The 15,622-nt window shown below is 63.1% G+C and carries 11 protein-coding genes; 6 read left to right on the top strand and 5 right to left on the bottom strand.

Translation table 11 applies throughout. The features are described from left to right. The first annotated feature begins 178 nt into the window (after positions 1–178). A complete protein-coding gene (locus BW992_RS23765; RefSeq protein WP_072394216.1) occupies positions 179–1,057 on the top strand; it encodes a Dyp-type peroxidase in 879 nt (292 codons plus the stop codon). 76 nt (positions 1,058–1,133) lie between these two features. Beyond that, positions 1,134–1,880 (top strand): SDR family oxidoreductase, encoded by a 747-nt coding sequence (locus BW992_RS23760; RefSeq protein WP_072394219.1) that lies wholly within the window; start codon positions 1,134–1,136, stop codon positions 1,878–1,880. 63 nt (positions 1,881–1,943) lie between these two features. On the opposite strand, the gene mapR is transcribed toward BW992_RS23760, so the two are convergent. From mapR to BW992_RS23745, 3 genes are all read right to left on the bottom strand, one after another. After that, on the bottom strand, positions 1,944–3,353 hold the full coding sequence (gene mapR, locus BW992_RS23755; protein WP_076407203.1) for a GntR family transcriptional regulator MpaR: 1,410 nt from the start codon (positions 3,351–3,353) through the stop codon (positions 1,944–1,946). Between the two features lie 84 nt (positions 3,354–3,437). Next, positions 3,438–4,850, bottom strand: a complete 1,413-nt coding sequence (gene ccoG / locus BW992_RS23750) for a cytochrome c oxidase accessory protein CcoG (RefSeq protein WP_072394225.1) — start codon at positions 4,848–4,850, stop codon at positions 3,438–3,440. Between the two features lie 216 nt (positions 4,851–5,066). Further along, positions 5,067–5,300, bottom strand: coding sequence for a DUF3203 family protein (locus tag BW992_RS23745; RefSeq protein WP_053154459.1), 234 nt, complete (start codon positions 5,298–5,300; stop codon positions 5,067–5,069). Between the two features lie 133 nt (positions 5,301–5,433). On the opposite strand from BW992_RS23745, the gene BW992_RS23740 reads away from it, so the two are divergent. Continuing rightward, complete coding sequence (locus BW992_RS23740; RefSeq protein WP_053154456.1) at positions 5,434–5,940, top strand: MgtC/SapB family protein; 507 nt, start codon at positions 5,434–5,436, stop codon at positions 5,938–5,940. A gap of 110 nt (positions 5,941–6,050) precedes the next feature. Here the strand turns inward: BW992_RS23740 and BW992_RS27115 are convergent, their stop codons facing one another. Next, positions 6,051–6,215 carry a hypothetical protein gene (locus BW992_RS27115; protein ID WP_165887612.1) on the bottom strand — a complete coding sequence of 55 codons (165 nt, stop codon included), beginning with the start codon at positions 6,213–6,215 and terminating at the stop codon, positions 6,051–6,053. A gap of 191 nt (positions 6,216–6,406) precedes the next feature. Here BW992_RS27115 and BW992_RS23735 point away from each other — a divergent pair, with 191 nt between their 5' ends. The 3 genes from BW992_RS23735 to glgB all read left to right on the top strand — a co-directional run bounded on the left by BW992_RS23735 (position 6,407) and on the right by glgB (position 14,114). Next, positions 6,407–8,404 carry an alpha-1,4-glucan--maltose-1-phosphate maltosyltransferase gene (locus BW992_RS23735; protein ID WP_076407202.1) on the top strand — a complete coding sequence of 666 codons (1,998 nt, stop codon included), beginning with the start codon at positions 6,407–6,409 and terminating at the stop codon, positions 8,402–8,404. Between the two features lie 113 nt (positions 8,405–8,517). After that, positions 8,518–11,862 (top strand): maltose alpha-D-glucosyltransferase, encoded by a 3,345-nt coding sequence (treS, locus tag BW992_RS23730; RefSeq protein ID WP_076407201.1) that lies wholly within the window; start codon positions 8,518–8,520, stop codon positions 11,860–11,862. 11 nt (positions 11,863–11,873) lie between these two features. Further along, on the top strand, positions 11,874–14,114 hold the full coding sequence (glgB, locus tag BW992_RS23725; RefSeq protein WP_076407200.1) for a 1,4-alpha-glucan branching protein GlgB: 2,241 nt from the start codon (positions 11,874–11,876) through the stop codon (positions 14,112–14,114). Positions 14,115–14,250: 136 nt separating this feature from the next. On the opposite strand, the gene gudD is transcribed toward glgB, so the two are convergent. Next, positions 14,251–15,594 carry a glucarate dehydratase gene (gudD, locus tag BW992_RS23720; RefSeq protein ID WP_072394236.1) on the bottom strand — a complete coding sequence of 448 codons (1,344 nt, stop codon included), beginning with the start codon at positions 15,592–15,594 and terminating at the stop codon, positions 14,251–14,253. Between the last annotated feature and the right edge of the window lie 28 nt (positions 15,595–15,622).

The following is a 15,622-nucleotide window of genomic DNA, read 5'->3' as shown; positions in this document are numbered from 1 at the left end:
TTTTTGGCTGCCGGGCAACCGGAGACTTGCTTGCCAGGCGAAGATCCGAGCCATCCGACGAAGTTGCAAGAGTGGTCCTACAGCAAACCTGTGTCGCCAGGGCGCGTCCGCGAGCCCACGCAACCACCACAAACCCACGGCCGCCGGGTAAACTCGCAGTCTTTCTAAAGGAGTCCACATGAGCTACTACCAGCCCGGCATTCTCGCCACCCCTGTCCCGCCTCAGGCCCGTCATTTGTTCTTCGCCCTGGAATCGGTCGAGGCGCTGCCGGCTGCGATCGATCGGTTGTCGCTGCAACTGGATGGCCGCGCGGTCATCGGCTTCGGCGAGTCGCTGGTCCAGGCGCTGGGTGCGCAGGTCGAAGGCTTGCGGGCGTTTCCTGCCCTGGCCGGCGTGGGCGTGGACAACCCATCGACCCAGCATGCCCTGTGGTGCTGGCTGCACGGCGAAGACCGCGGCGAATTGCTGCATCGCAGTCGCGCCATCGAAGCGGCGCTGGCCCCGGCGTTGCGCCTTGTGCAGATGAACGAAACCTTCCGCCACATGAGCGGCCATGACCTGACCGGCTACGAAGACGGCACCGAGAACCCCCATGACGAAGCCGCCGTCGCCGCGGCCCTGGTCCAGGGCGTCGATGGCGTGCGCGGCGGCAGTTTCGCCGCGATCCAGCAATGGCAGCATGATCTGGACGGTTTTGCCGCGATGCAGCCCCATGAGCGTGACAACATCATGGGACGCCGCCTGAGCGACAACGAGGAACTCGATGACGCGCCGGAGTCGGCCCACGTCAAACGCACCGCCCAGGAAAGCTTCACCCCGCAGGCGTTCGTCGTGCGTCGCTCCATGCCGTGGATCGAAGGCGATCGTGCCGGCCTGATGTTCCTGGCCTTCGGCTTTTCCCTCGACGCTTTCGAGGCGCAATTGCGCCGCATGAGCGGCCTGGAAGACGGCATCACCGATGGGCTGTATCGCATGAGCCGGCCGATCACCGGCGGCTACTACTGGTGCCCGCCGCTGCTGGACGGACACCTGGATCTGCGGGCGCTGGCCCGCTAAGCGGAGCGCTTTGTGCAAAAGCGTGCCTGAACGTTATTCTTGGGCCGGACGTCTATCCGGGGAACGGGAGAGCAAAGTGGATAAAGTCATCGTCATCACCGGTGGTGGCCGCGGTATCGGCGCGGCCACGGCGCTGCTGGCTGCCGAGCAGGGGTATCGGATCTGCATCAACTACCAGGCCGATGAGAACGCCGCACAGGACGTGCTCGAACAGGTCCGCGCCAAGGGCGCCCAGGCGATCGCCGTGCGGGCCGATGTCAGTATCGAGGACGAGGTGGTCGGCCTGTTCAACCGGGTCGACGCCGAACTGGGGCGGGTGACGGCCCTGGTGAACAATGCCGGCACGGTGGCCCACAAGTCCCGGCTCGATGAAATGTCCGAGTTCCGCCTTCTCAAGATCATGAAGACCAATGTGCTGGGGCCGATTCTCTGCGCCAAGCACGCGGTGCTGCGCATGTCGCCCCGGCACGGCGGGCAGGGCGGGAGTATCGTGAATGTCTCCTCGGTGGCGGCCCGCCTGGGTTCGCCCAACGAATATGTCGACTACGCCGCCTCCAAGGGCGCCCTGGACACGTTCACCATCGGTCTGTCCAAGGAAGTGGCCGGCGAGGGGATCCGCGTCAATGCGGTTCGCCCCGGTTATATCTATACCGATTTCCACGCCCTGAGCGGCGACCCGGACCGGGTCAGCAAGCTGGAATCGGCCATTCCCATGGCCCGGGGCGGTCGTCCGGACGAAGTGGCGGAAGCGATCATCTGGTTGCTGTCGGACAAGGCTTCGTATGCGACCGGGACGTTCGTGGAGCTGGGAGGCGGGCGCTGAGTGTCGTCAGTACCGACTCCATCGCAATCACGCTCGCGGTGAGGCTGGTACGGACCACCCGTCTCAGAACGAACGGATGATCCGCCCCAGCGTCTCCATGGCCTTCTCCGACGCCTCGTTCCAGGGGCTGCCATAGTTCAACCGAATACAGTTCCTGAACCGCTGGGTCGGTGAAAAGATCGGGCCCGGTGCGATGCTGATGCCCTGGGCCAGGGCCATCTGGAACAGTTTCAGCGAGTCTGTCAGCTCCGGCAGTTCAAGCCAGAGGAAGTAGCCTCCCGTTGGCTGGCTGACGCGGGTCTGTGGGGGGAAGTAGCGGGCGATGGCGGCGAGCATCGCGCGTTGCTGTTCTTCCAGGGCGTAGCGCAGTTTGCGCAGGTGCCGGTCGTAGCCGCCGTGTTGCAGGTAGTCGGCGATAGCGGCCTGGGCCGGCATCGAGGCGCACAGTGACGTCATGAGTTTCAACCGCTCGATTTTCTGCGCGTAGCGTCCGGCGGCGACCCAGCCGATGCGATAGCCTGGCGCCAGGCTCTTGGCAAACGAACCGCAATGCATCACCAACCCTTCGGTGTCGAAGGCCTTGGCCGGTTTTGGAGCCTGCTGGCCGTAATAGAGTTCGGCGTAGACGTCGTCCTCGATCAAGGGCACCTGATGGCGACTGAGCAACGCTACCAGCGCCTTTTTCCGCTCCTCGGGCATCGTCGCGCCCATGGGGTTCTGGAAACTGGTCATGCACCAGCAGGCCTTGACCGGATGACGCTCCAGAGTCTGTTCAAGGACTTCCAGATCGATACCGTCGCGTGGGTGTACCGGGATTTCCACGGCCTTGAGCTTGAGTCGCTCCAGCACCTGCAGGCTGGCGTAGAACGCCGGCGCCTCGATGGCCACCAGGTCGCCGGGTTCGGTCACGGCTTGCAGGCACAGGTTCAAGGCTTCCAGGGCGCCGTTGGTGACCAGCAATTCCTCCATGGGCAGCATCAGCCCGCCGACCATGTAGCGCAGGGCGATCTGCCGGCGCAGTTGCGGATTGCCAGGCGACATGTCCGTGACCACCACCCGCGGGTCCATGTCCCGCGTGGCGCTGGACAGCGAGCGGGACAGGCGTTGCAGCGGGAATAGCGTCGGGCTGGGAAACGCCGAGCCGAAGGCGATGGTGGCCGGGTCCTTGATCGAATCCAGGACCGAGAATACCAGCTCGCTGACGTCGACTTCGGTCGACTCATGGACCTGGCTGCTGATCACGGGCTCTGAAAACGGGCTCGGCGCAAGGTTGTTGACGAAGTAGCCGGAGCGCGGCCGGGCCCGGATCATGCCGCGTCGCTCCAGCAGGTAATAGGCCTGGAACACCGTGGACGGACTGACCCCATAGGTCTGGCTGGCATACCGTACCGACGGCACGCGCTGCCCTGGCCCGAGCATGCCGGAGCGGATCAGTTCGGCGATGTCGTCGGCGAATTTCTCGTAGCGTTTCATTTTCGGTCCAGTCATGAACGATTCGGGGCCATGGATGATCGGCGTTTCAGTCTCGTGTCCACACGCGTGCGGCATCTTAATGCTTCAGCGGTTCATCGGCGCGACAAAACGGCTCTTGGCCACGCTGTGGATGCCGGGGTCGTCGCTATCGGTCACCTTGAAGGTCATGTCCTGGGAGCCGCTGCGGGGCCTTTCGCTGAGCATCGCCACCGACACCGGTACGTCGACGATCTCCCCCGGCGCCAGGCTCAGTTGCGTCTTGCCCTGCAGGACGAAGCCGTCGCCGTCCACCAGGGACAGGTGGTAATCCTGGCGCTGCTGGGTCTTGTTGATGATCTTCAGGCTATAGATGTTTTCGATCAGGCCCTGGCTGTTTTCCCGGAACAGGCCACGGTCCTTGCTCACATCCAGGGAGACCATGGGCCGCTGCACCAGCGCGATCGTCAGCGCCGCGATCATCACCAGCAGCACGGCGGTATAGCCGACCAGCCGAGGCCGCAGCAGATGCGTCTTGCCCCCTTGCAACTGATGCTCGGAGGTGTATTTGATCAGGCCGCGGGCGTATCCCATCCTGTCCATGATCGAGTCGCAGGCGTCGATGCACGCCGCGCAACCGATGCATTCCATTTGCAGGCCATCGCGGATGTCGATGCCGGTGGGGCAGACCTGCACGCACATCTGGCAATCGATGCAATCCCCCAGGCCGATATTGGCCGGCTTCACGTCGCGCTTGCGCGGGCCGCGGATCTCGCCACGGGCCGAGTCGTAGGAAATGGTCAGCGTGTCCTTGTCGAACATCACGCTCTGGAACCGTGCATAAGGACACATGTGCATGCACACGGCTTCGCGCAACCAGCCCGCGTTGAGGTAGGTGGCCCCGGTGAAGAAGAGCACCCAGAACAGGCTGACGCCGGCTATCTGCAGGGTGAGCAACTCTTCGGCCAGCGGCCGGATCGGTGTGAAGTAGCCGACGAAGGTCAGGCCGGTGAGCAGGCTGATGCCCAGCCACAGTGTGTGCTTGGCCGAGCGACGCAGCAGTTTGTTCAGGCTCCAGGGCGCCGCCTGCAGTTTGATGCGCTGGTTGCGATCACCTTCGGTGATCTTCTCGCACCACATGAAGATCCAGGTCCAGGAACTTTGCGGACAGGTGTAGCCGCACCACACCCGCCCGGCGAATACGGTGATCGCGAACAGGCCGAAGGCGGCGATGATCAACAGCGCCGACAGCAGGATGAAATCCTGCGGCCAGAACGTCGCGCCGAATATGTGGAATTTGCTTTCCGACAGGTCCCAGAGCACCGCCTGGCGGCCGCCCCAGTTCAACCATACGGTGCCGAAGAACAGCAGGAACAGAAACCCGGCGCCGCTCATGCGCAAGGTGCGGAACAAACCGGTGAAGCTGCGGGTGTGGATCAGGTTATCGGTGCTCCGGGCCTTTATCTTGCCTGGAGTGGGGTCGAAGGTCTGTATCAACTGGACGGGGATTCGGTCGCTCATGGTCGGTCGCTCATCAGCCGTTATCTGGCCGGGGCACTATGACCACGAAACTGTTTGCATAACAGGCTCAGGTATTTCGATTAAAACCGGATCAGATGGCCTGTAGCCCAGGCCCTGCGACACTTTGATGCACCCTGATTGATCTGCTCGAGGCTGCCATCCTGTTTGCGCCTGCCACCCGGGTGCCAGGGAAGAAGGGCAGCCCCACAGGGAGTCTCAAATGGCCGAACCGCTGTCGGTGGCCTTGAGGTTGCGGCGCCCATCGTTCGCTCCGGCTACAGTCAATGCGTCGACTTCGGCCTCGGTGAGGTAGATCCGTTTGCCGTTGAGGTCCACGGCGGACATGGCTTTATCGGCGTCGGTAATGATCGTCAGCTCGCTGGCGGAACACTCCAGCGTGCCGTCGGCTGTCTGGAATTCGCAGATGCCGTCAGTGATGTTCATAGTCATGGTGTCACTCCTTCACGTTGATAAGCGTTAGGCGTCGCCGGCAAGGCAGGGTTCGTTGCGTCGGATCAGCGGTCGGGCGCACCTCTGGCGTCGTTTGCGGTCCATCGTTCATGGACTGAAAGAGGAGGCACCTATGGAAACCTGGTGGCATCAGGTCTGGATCACTATGCAGTCGGAATTCGCCGATATCGGCGACACACAACAGATGACCCGGGTCACCGTGCGCCTGGTGATGGCCGCGCTGCTGGGCGGCATCCTGGGGTTCGAGCGAGAACACAAGGGCAAGGCCGCAGGCGTGCGCACCCATATGCTCGTTGCCCTGGGGGCTGCGCTGTTCGTGCTGGTACCGCAGATGTCCGGTTCCCAGGCCGATGCGATGAGCCGGGTGATACAGGGCGTGGTGGCGGGCATCGGTTTTCTCGGCGCCGGCACTATCCTGAAAAACAATGAAGGCGACGAAGGCCAGGTAAAGGGCCTGACCACGGCCGCCGGCTTATGGATGACTGCGGCCATCGGCGTGGCGGCGGGCCTGGGCAAGGAAGGAACGGCGGTATTGAGCACGGTGCTGGCACTGGCGATCTTCAGCGTGATGCCAGTGATTGTCCGGGCCCTGGAAAAGGAGCGGGACGACAAACCCTGATTTCATCGCCATCTTGCACACAACTGCTGGCGACGTGGCCTGCCAGCCGACATTGACGGTGGCTGACAGTCCGTTGCCGCTAACGCCCCATGATGCTTATGAATGACGCCTCAAACCCGCTCCGGCGAATTCTCGTTCGGCGGGTCGCCCACGGGCGGCTGCGGGTCGAGGGGCGGGTCCTTTTCCGGTATGGGCTCCGGGTCGGGGCCAGGCGGTGGCAAAGTGGGGTCGTCGATGTTCGGATCAGGTGTTTCGGCCGGGATGGGAATATTCATCGGGACGGGTCTCCGTGAGGCACATGGCTTGAGTCGTGCTTATCCTTGTTGACCATCCGGGACCAGGTTCGATCCCCCCAGGTGTCCCGGGTAAATCTCGCTGAACTTTTGGTCGCCGGCCCGGTTCGGAGGTTAAGTGAGTTTTTTATCGTCACAAGCACGTCCATGGGGCGTAAAAGGAGCGATGCTCGATGACTGCTGAACACTCGACTGACTTGGCGTACAACCCGCACTTGCCACTGTCCCACGCCTTGTTGCTGCCACGTATCGCCATTGAGGACACCATGCCGGTGATCGACGGTGGGCAATTCGCCGCCAAGGTCGTCGCCGGGCGGGATGTGACCGTGACCAGCAAGGTCTTCGCCGACGGTCATGACAAGCTGGCCGTGCGGATCCGCTGGCGGGCGCTGGAGGATGAGGTCTGGAACAGCGAGGTCATGACCGACCTTGGCAACAACAGCTGGCGAGGCCAGTTCAACGTACCCGAACAGGGCCGTTACGTGTTCTGTATCGAGGCCTGGTTCGATCAGTTCGCCAGCTTCCGTTATGAACTGGAGAAGAAGTACGGCGCTGGTGTGCCCATCAGCCTCGAATTGCAGGAAGGGCGCAACCAGGTGCAACTGGCCGCCGAGCGTAGCGACGGCGAATTGAGCGAGGAGTTGGCAGCGTTGCACCATGAGCTTTCGGGCCTGTTGCCCGAGGAGCAGGTGGCGCTGTTTCTCGCACCACGCAGTGCCGATCTCATGTCCTTGGCCGATCATCGACCCTACCTGAGCATCAGTCCCGAGTACCCGCTGGACGTAGAACGCAAAGAAGCCGAGTTCGCCAGCTGGTATGAGCTGTTTCCCCGCTCGATAACAGACGATCCCAGCCGCCACGGCACCTTCAATGACGTGCATTCACTCCTGCCGATGATCCGGGACATGGGCTTCGATGTGCTGTATTTCCCGCCGATCCATCCCATTGGCCGCAGTTTCCGCAAAGGCCCCAACAACTCCCTGACTGCCGGCCCCGATGACCCGGGCAGCCCGTATGCCATCGGCAGCGAGGACGGCGGGCACGAGGCGATCCATCCACAACTGGGTACCCGGGAAGACTTCCGCCGCCTGGTGGAAGCCGCCGCCAACCATGGCCTGGAAATCGCCCTGGATTTCGCCATCCAGTGCTCCCAGGACCATCCCTGGCTCAAGCAGCATCCGGGCTGGTTCAGCTGGCGGCCGGACGGCACGATCAAATACGCGGAAAACCCGCCGAAAAAATACCAGGACATTGTCAACGTCGACTTCTACGCGGCGGACGCCATTCCCAGCCTGTGGCTGGAGCTGCGGGACATCGTGGTGGGCTGGGTCAAGGAAGGCGTGAAGATGTTCCGTGTCGACAACCCCCACACCAAGCCGTTGCCGTTCTGGCAGTGGCTGATCGCCGATGTGCGGGCGCAGTACCCTGAAGTGATTTTCCTCGCCGAAGCCTTCACCACGCCGGCGATGATGGCGCGGCTGGGCAAGGTCGGTTATTCCCAGAGCTATACGTACTTCACCTGGCGCAATACCAAGGCCGAGCTGGCGACCTATTTCACGGAGCTCAATCAGTCGCCGTGGCGCGAGTGCTACCGACCGAACTTCTTCGTCAACACCCCGGACATCAATCCGGCGTTTCTCCATGAGTCGGGCCGTGCGGGGTTCCTGATCCGCGCTGCCCTGGCCACCATGGGATCGGGCCTGTGGGGCATGTACTCCGGCTTTGAGCTGTGCGAGTCGGCGCCGGTACCGGGCAAGGAGGAATACCTCGATTCGGAGAAGTACGAAATCCGCCCTCGGGATTTCACCGCCCCCGGCAACATCATCGCCGAGATCGCCCAGCTCAACCGTATCCGTCGCCAGAACCCGGCGCTGCATACGCACCTGGGCCTGACGATCTACAACGCCTGGAACGACAACATCCTGTATTTCGGCAAGCGCACACCCGATGGCAGCAATTTCATCCTGGTGGCGGTGAGCCTGGATCCCCATAACCCCCAGGAAGCCAGCTTCGAACTGCCGCTCTGGGAGATGGGGTTGCCGGACGACGCCCAGACCCAGGGCGAGGATTTGATGAATGGACATCGCTGGATTTGGTACGGCAAATACCAGTTCATGCGCATCGACCCGGCCTACCAGCCGTTCGGGATCTGGCGGATCAGCGCGGCGTAAGGCTGTGCAACGAGAGATGCCAGCGGGGGCCTTTGTGGGGAGGGGATTTATCCCCTCGCCACACACGAGCCCTTGTGCCCCAACGGCCTTATTGAATTCATCAGGAGTTGCAAATGGCGAAAAAACCGCGGTCCGCCACGTTCATCAAGGATCCGCTCTGGTACAAGGATGCGGTGATCTACCAGGTCCACGTCAAATCGTATTTCGATTCCAACAACGACGGCATCGGCGACTTCCCCGGGTTGATCGAGAAGCTCGACTACATTGCCGACCTGGGCGTCAATACCATCTGGTTGCTGCCATTCTATCCCTCGCCCCGGCGCGACGACGGCTATGACATCGCCGAGTACCGGGGCGTCAGCCCTGACTACGGCACCATGGGCGACGCGCGGCGCTTCATTGCCGAAGCCCACAAGCGCAACCTGAGGGTCATCACCGAGCTGGTCATCAACCACACCTCGGACCAGCATCCCTGGTTCCAGCGCGCCCGCAAGGCCAAGAAAGGTTCGAAGGCACGGGACTTCTACGTCTGGTCCGATGACGACCACAAGTATGACGGCACGCGGATCATTTTCCTCGACACCGAAAAATCCAACTGGACCTGGGATCCGGTGGCGGGCCAATACTTCTGGCACCGCTTCTATTCCCACCAGCCGGACCTCAATTTCGACAACCCGCAGGTCATCAAGGCCGTGCTGTCGGTGATGCGCTACTGGCTGGACATGGGCATCGACGGCCTGCGCCTGGACGCGATCCCCTATCTGATCGAGCGCGACGGCACCAATAACGAGAACCTGCCCGAGACCCACGACGTCCTCAAGTTGATCCGCGCCGAAATCGACGCCAACTATCCGGACCGCATGTTGCTTGCCGAAGCCAACCAGTGGCCGGAAGACACCCAGCTGTATTTCGGCGATGTCGACGCCCAGGGCCTCAACGGCGACGAATGCCACATGGCATTCCACTTCCCGCTGATGCCGCGCATGTACATGGCGCTGGCCCAGGAAGACCGTTTTCCCATCACCGACATCCTGCGCCAGACCCCGGAAATCCCCACCAATTGCCAATGGGCGATCTTCCTGCGCAACCACGATGAGCTGACCCTGGAGATGGTCACCGACAAGGAACGCGACTACCTGTGGAATTACTACGCGGCCGACCGTCGGGCGCGTATCAACCTGGGGATCCGCCGACGCCTGGCGCCGTTGATGGAGCGCGATCGCCGCCGCGTGGAGCTGCTCAACAGCCTGTTGCTGTCCATGCCGGGCACGCCGACCCTGTACTACGGCGACGAGATCGGCATGGGCGATAACATCTATCTGGGGGACCGCGATGGCGTGCGCACGCCGATGCAGTGGTCCATCGACCGCAATGGCGGTTTCTCCCGGGCCGACCCCGCCAGCCTGGTACTGCCGCCCATCATGGATCCGCTGTACGGCTATCAGTCGGTCAACGTCGAGACCCAGGCCGGCGACCCGCACTCGCTGCTCAACTGGACCCGGCGGATGCTGGCGGTGCGCAAGCAGTCCAAGGCGTTTGGCCGTGGCACCTTGAAGATGCTGTCGCCGAGCAATCGCCGGATCCTGGCCTATACCCGCGAATACACTGGCCCGGACGGCAAGCATGAAATCATCCTGTGCGTGGCCAACGTGTCCCGCAGCGCCCAGGCCGCCGAGCTGGATCTTTCGGCCTATGCCGGCATGGTTCCGGTGGAGATGCTGGGGGGCAACGCCTTCCCGCCCATCGGCCAGCTGAATTTCCTGCTGACCCTGGCGCCGTACGGCTTCTACTGGTTTGCCCTGGCGGCGGAAAACCAGATGCCGAGCTGGCATGTCGAACCGGCCCAGAGCCTGCCGGATTTCACCACCCTGGTGCTGAAAAAACGCCTGGAAGAGTTGCTCGAAGCCCCCTCGCGCACCACGCTGGAGCAAACCATCCTGCCGAGCTGGCTGCAGAACCGCCGCTGGTTCGCGGGCAAGGACAGCGCCATCGAGAAGGTCGACCTCGTCTACGGGGTGCGCTTCGGCGATCCCCAGCATCCGGTGCTGCTCAGTGAAATCGATGTCACCAGCGCCGGGCAGACCCTGCGCTATCAACTGCCGTTCGGCCTGCTGGCCGAGGATCAGGTCGGCGCGGCCTTGCCGCAGCAACTGGCGCTGTCCCGGGTTCGTCGAGGCCGTCAGGTGGGGTTGATCACCGATGCGTTTACCCTGGAAAGCTTCGTGCGCGCCGTGCTGCACGGCATGCAGGTCGGCACGGTGCTGCCGTGCGGCGAGGGCGAGTTGCGCTTCGAGCCCACCGAGGGCCTGGCGGCATTGAATCTGGGGAGCGAACCGCAAGTGCGGTATCTGTCCGCCGAGCAATCCAACAGTTCAGTGGTGGTGGGCGGCAGCCTGGTGCTCAAGCTGATCCGCAAGGTCGCTTCGGGTATCCATCCGGAACTGGAGATGAGCGGCTACCTGACCGCCGCCGGATTCAGCAACATTTCTCCGTTGCTGGGTTCGGTGATTCGTCGTGATGCCCAGGGCGAGGATGCGCTGCTGATGATTGCCCAGGGTTACCTGAGCAATCAGGGCGACGCCTGGGAGTGGACCCAGAACAACCTCGAACGTGCCCTGCGCGACGAGTTGGCCGATGCGGTTTCCGAGCAGGAGCAGCATTACAACGCCCTGGGTGAGCTGAAGGATTTCGCCGGCATGCTCGGCCAGCGCCTGGGGGAAATGCACAAGGTGCTCGCCCAGGCCACCGACAACCCCGATTTCGCTGCGGTGAAAACCAGCGCCAAGGACGCCCAGGCCATCGGCAAGGACGTGGCCGCCCAGGTGGAAAACGCTCTGCGCCTGCTCAAGCAGAACCAGGACCAATTGAACCCGGCGGACCAGGCCATGGTCGCACGTTTGCTGGAACACCGCAAAACCGTGCTGGCCCATGTGCAGGACCTGGCCGGCAAGGCTGCCGGTGGCCTGCGTATCCGTGTACACGGCGACTTGCACCTGGGGCAGGTGCTGGTGATCAAGGGCGATGCCTACCTGATCGACTTCGAAGGCGAGCCTGCCCGTCCGCTGCCTGAGCGCCGCGGCAAGCACAGCCCGTACAAGGATGTCAGCGGTGTATTGCGTTCCTTCGATTATGCGGCGGCCATGGCGATTCATTTGAACACTGTCGACAGCACGGCCGATGCCGACGCCGCACGGCAACGGGTCGCCGATCGTTATCTGCGTGAGGCCCGCCAGGCATTTGTCCAGGCATATCGACTGGCGGCAGCTAGTCTTGCCCATGAGTGGAAGGATGCTGAAGGCGAAGACGCTGCGCTGGCGTTGTTTGGCCTGGAGAAGGCGGCCTATGAAGTGGCCTATGAAGCCGAGAATCGCCCCGCCTGGCTGCCCGTGCCGTTGCACGGTCTGTACGGGCTCTTGAGGGGGCTGGAACCCTTTTCCGACTTAGCCGGACCGATTTAGTGGAGAGAATCATGAGTGTCTCGAACAAGGATCCACAGGGGCAGGCGAAAGAGTCGCTGCTGCCGCCCCTCCGTGACATCGACGCGCTGGTGCGCGCCGAACACCACGACCCGTTTTCCATCCTCGGCCCCCACGGCGACGGCGCGGGCGGACAGTTCATCCGGGCCTACCTGCCTGGTGCGCTGAGCGTCCAGGTGGTCGCCCGCGATGGCGGCGAAGAACTGGGTGAGTTGCAACAGACCGAAACGCCGGGGCTGTTCGTCGGCCATTTCGACCGCGCCCAGGCGTACCTGCTGCGTACCCGCTGGGCCGGGGGCGAACAGCTGGCCGAAGACCCCTACAGTTTCGGGCCACTACTGGGGGAGATGGACCTCTACCTGTTCGCCGAAGGCAATCATCGCGACCTCAGTTCCTGCCTCGGGGCGCAATTGACCACCGTCGATGGCGTCGATGGCGTGCGCTTCGCCGTGTGGGCGCCCAATGCCCGCCGGGTGTCGGTAGTGGGGGATTTCAACGTCTGGGACGGTCGCCGCCATCCGATGCGCATCCGCTACCCGTCGGGCGTATGGGAGCTTTTCATACCCCGCTTGGGGGCCGGTGAGGCCTACAAATACGAAATTCTCGGCGCCCACGGCATCCTGCCCCTCAAGGCCGATCCGGTGGCCCTGGCCAGCCAGATGCCGCCCGACACTGCCTCGAAGGTCGCCGCGCCGTTGAAGATCCAATGGCAGGACGACGAATGGATGCAGCAGCGTCGCGAGCGGCAGCTACCGGCCGCACCATTGTCGATCTACGAGTTGCACGCCGGCTCCTGGCAATGCGAGATCGACGAGGCAGGGGAGGTGTCTCGCCAGTACAACTGGCATGAACTGGCCGAGCGGCTGATCCCCTACGTCAAGGAGATGGGCTTCACCCACATCGAGTTGATGCCGATCATGGAGCACCCGTTCGGTGGCTCCTGGGGTTATCAACCCTTGTCGCAGTTCGCCCCGACGGCGCGCTATGGGTCGCCGGACGATTTCGCCGCGTTCGTCAACGCCTGTCACCAGGCCGGCATCGGGGTGATCCTCGACTGGGTACCGGCGCATTTCCCCACCGATACCCATGGGCTGGCCCAGTTCGATGGCACTGCGCTGTACGAATACGGCAACCCCCTGGAGGGCTTCCACCAGGACTGGGACACCCTGATCTACAACCTGGGGCGTACCGAGGTGCACGGGTTCATGCTGGCCTCGGCCCTGCACTGGCTCAAGCATTTCCATATCGATGGCCTGCGGGTGGATGCGGTGGCCTCGATGCTGTATCGCGACTACTCGCGCAAGGCCGGCGAATGGGTGCCCAACCGTCACGGCGGCCGGGAAAACCTCGAAGCCATCGATTTCCTGCGGCACCTCAACGATGTAGTGGCGCTGGAAACGCCCGGCGCCTTGGTCATCGCCGAAGAGTCCACCGCGTGGCCCGGTGTCAGCCAGAGCACGCAACAGGGTGGCCTGGGCTTCGCCTACAAGTGGAACATGGGCTGGATGCACGATTCGCTGCACTACATCCAGCAGGATCCGGTGTACCGCGCCCATCACCACAACGAATTGAGCTTCGGCCTGGTGTACGCCTGGTCCGAACGCTTCGTGCTGCCGATCTCTCATGACGAAGTGGTCCACGGCAAACGGTCGCTGATCGACAAGATGCCCGGCGACCGCTGGCAGAAATTCGCCAACCTGCGGGCCTACCTCAGCTTCATGTGGGGCCATCCGGGCAAGAAGCTGCTGTTCATGGGGTGCGAATTCGGCCAGTGGCGCGAGTGGAACCACGACCAGCAACTGGACTGGTACCTGACGCAATACGCCGAGCACCGTGGGGTGCAGAAGCTGGTGAGCGACCTGAACCGCCTTTACCGCGAAGAACCTGCGCTGCATGACCAGGATGACGCGCCCCAAGGGTTCCAGTGGTTGATCGGCGACGATGCGCTGAACAGCGTCTATGCGTGGCTGCGCTGGAGCAAGGAGGGGAGGCCGGTGCTGGTGGTCGCCAACTTCACGCCGGTGCCGCGTGCGAGCTATCGGGTCGGTGTACCGTTCGGCGGGCGCTGGGTGGAACTGCTCAACAGCGACGCCGACACCTATGCCGGCTCCAACTATGGCAACGGGGGCGGAGCCTGCGCCGAGGAAGTACCCAGCCACGGCCAGGCCTTGTCGCTGGAACTCAACCTGCCGCCCCTGGCGGTGTTGATCCTGCGGCCGGAAGGTTTGGTGTAATCCTACGGCCACTGTCAATTCAATGGGGGAGCGAGCCTGCTCGCGATGCGGTAGTTCAGTCAACACTCATGCTGGCTGATCTGGCGTCATCGCGAGCAGGCTCGCTCCTACAGATGCAGTGGTGACGGGGGCCTTTTCAGCGCACCAGGCACGGCTGCTTGTTGTTGAACGACCAGCCCGGAATCAGGAACTGCATCGCCACCGAGTCGTCACGTGCGCCCAGGCCCATGCCTTTGTACAGCTCATGGGCCTTGGCCAGTTGGTCGGTGTCCAGCTCGATCCCCAACCCCGGTTTTTGTGGAACCTGCACGCAGCCCCCCTTGATCTGCAGCGGCGCCTTGGTCAGCCGCTGGCCGTCCTGCCAGATCCAGTGCGTGTCGATGGCGGTGATGTCCCCCGGTGCGGCGGCGGCCACGTGGGTGAACATCGCCAGAGAGATGTCGAAGTGGTTGTTGGAATGGGAACCCCAAGTCAGCCCCCACTCATTGCACATCTGTGCCACTCGCACGGAGCCCTGCATGGTCCAGAAGTGCGGGTCGGCCAATGGAATGTCCACCGATTGCAGGCTGATGGCGTGGCCCATTTCCCGCCAGTCGGTGGCGATCATGTTGGTGGCGGTTTTCAGGCCCGTGGCGCGGCGGAACTCAGCCATGACCTCGCGGCCCGAATAGCCATTCTCGGCCCCGCAAGGGTCCTCCGCGTAGGCCAGCACCCGATGCTGGTCACGGCACAGGCGGATGGCTTCCTTGAGTGACCAGGCGCCGTTCGGGTCCAGGGTGATGCGGGCCTGGGGGAAACGCTCGGCCAAGGCCGTCACTGCTTCGATTTCCTCGTCGCCCCGGAGCACGCCGCCCTTGAGCTTGAAGTCCTGGAAGCCGTAGCGCGCATGGGCTGCTTCGGCCAGGCGCACCACGGCGGCGGCATCCAGGGCTTTTTCATGGCGTACCCGGAACCAGTCGTTGTCGGCGTCCGGTTCGCTGCGGTAGGGCAGGTCGGTCTGCTGGCGATCGCCAACATAGAACAGATAACCGAGCATCTTCACTTCATCGCGTTGCTGGCCCTGGCCCAGCAAGGCCGCCACCGGCACGTCCAGGTGCTGGCCCAGCAGGTCCAGCAATGCCGCTTCCAGGCCGGTGACCGCATGGATGGTGATGCGCAGGTCGAACGTCTGCAGACCCCGGCCTGCGGCATCGCGGTCGGCGAATGCCTGGCGGACATTGTTCAGAATCTTCTGGTAGGTCCCGATGGGATTGCCCACCACCAGGGCCCGGGCGTCTTCCAGCGTCTGACGGATGCGCTCGCCGCCAGGTACTTCGCCTACGCCGGTGTGGCCGGCGTTGTCCTTGAGGATGACGATGTTGCGCGTGAAGAACGGCCCGTGGGCGCCGCTGAGGTTCAGCAGCATGCCGTCATGGCCGGCGACGGGCACGACCTGCATGCTGGTGATGATCGGCGCTTTGTTGGCTTCTTGTGGAGTCATGTGCATTTGTCCTTGAACGAATCGGATA

The sequence above is a fragment of the Pseudomonas sp. 7SR1 genome (genome assembly GCF_900156465.1).
Taxonomy (GTDB): Bacteria; Pseudomonadota; Gammaproteobacteria; order Pseudomonadales; family Pseudomonadaceae; genus Aquipseudomonas.
The sequence above is the reverse complement of the archived record's forward strand: the minus strand, read 5'-3'. Positions and strand labels throughout refer to the sequence as shown.

Bases quoted from the DNA above. Each gene is read 5' to 3' on its own strand.
- BW992_RS23765 (WP_072394216.1), top strand. From the start codon at position 179: ATGAGCTACTACCAGCCCGGCATTCTCGCCACCCCTGTCCCGCCTCAG.
- mapR (WP_076407203.1), bottom strand. From the start codon at position 3,353: ATGAAACGCTACGAGAAATTCGCCGACGACATCGCCGAACTGATCCGC.
- ccoG (WP_072394225.1), bottom strand. From the start codon at position 4,850: ATGAGCGACCGAATCCCCGTCCAGTTGATACAGACCTTCGACCCCACT.
- BW992_RS23745 (WP_053154459.1), bottom strand. From the start codon at position 5,300: ATGACTATGAACATCACTGACGGCATCTGCGAATTCCAGACAGCCGAC.
- BW992_RS23740 (WP_053154456.1), top strand. From the start codon at position 5,434: ATGGAAACCTGGTGGCATCAGGTCTGGATCACTATGCAGTCGGAATTC.
- BW992_RS27115 (WP_165887612.1), bottom strand. From the start codon at position 6,215: ATGAATATTCCCATCCCGGCCGAAACACCTGATCCGAACATCGACGAC.
- BW992_RS23735 (WP_076407202.1), top strand. From the start codon at position 6,407: ATGACTGCTGAACACTCGACTGACTTGGCGTACAACCCGCACTTGCCA.
- treS (WP_076407201.1), top strand. From the start codon at position 8,518: ATGGCGAAAAAACCGCGGTCCGCCACGTTCATCAAGGATCCGCTCTGG.
- glgB (WP_076407200.1), top strand. From the start codon at position 11,874: ATGAGTGTCTCGAACAAGGATCCACAGGGGCAGGCGAAAGAGTCGCTG.
- gudD (WP_072394236.1), bottom strand. From the start codon at position 15,594: ATGACTCCACAAGAAGCCAACAAAGCGCCGATCATCACCAGCATGCAG.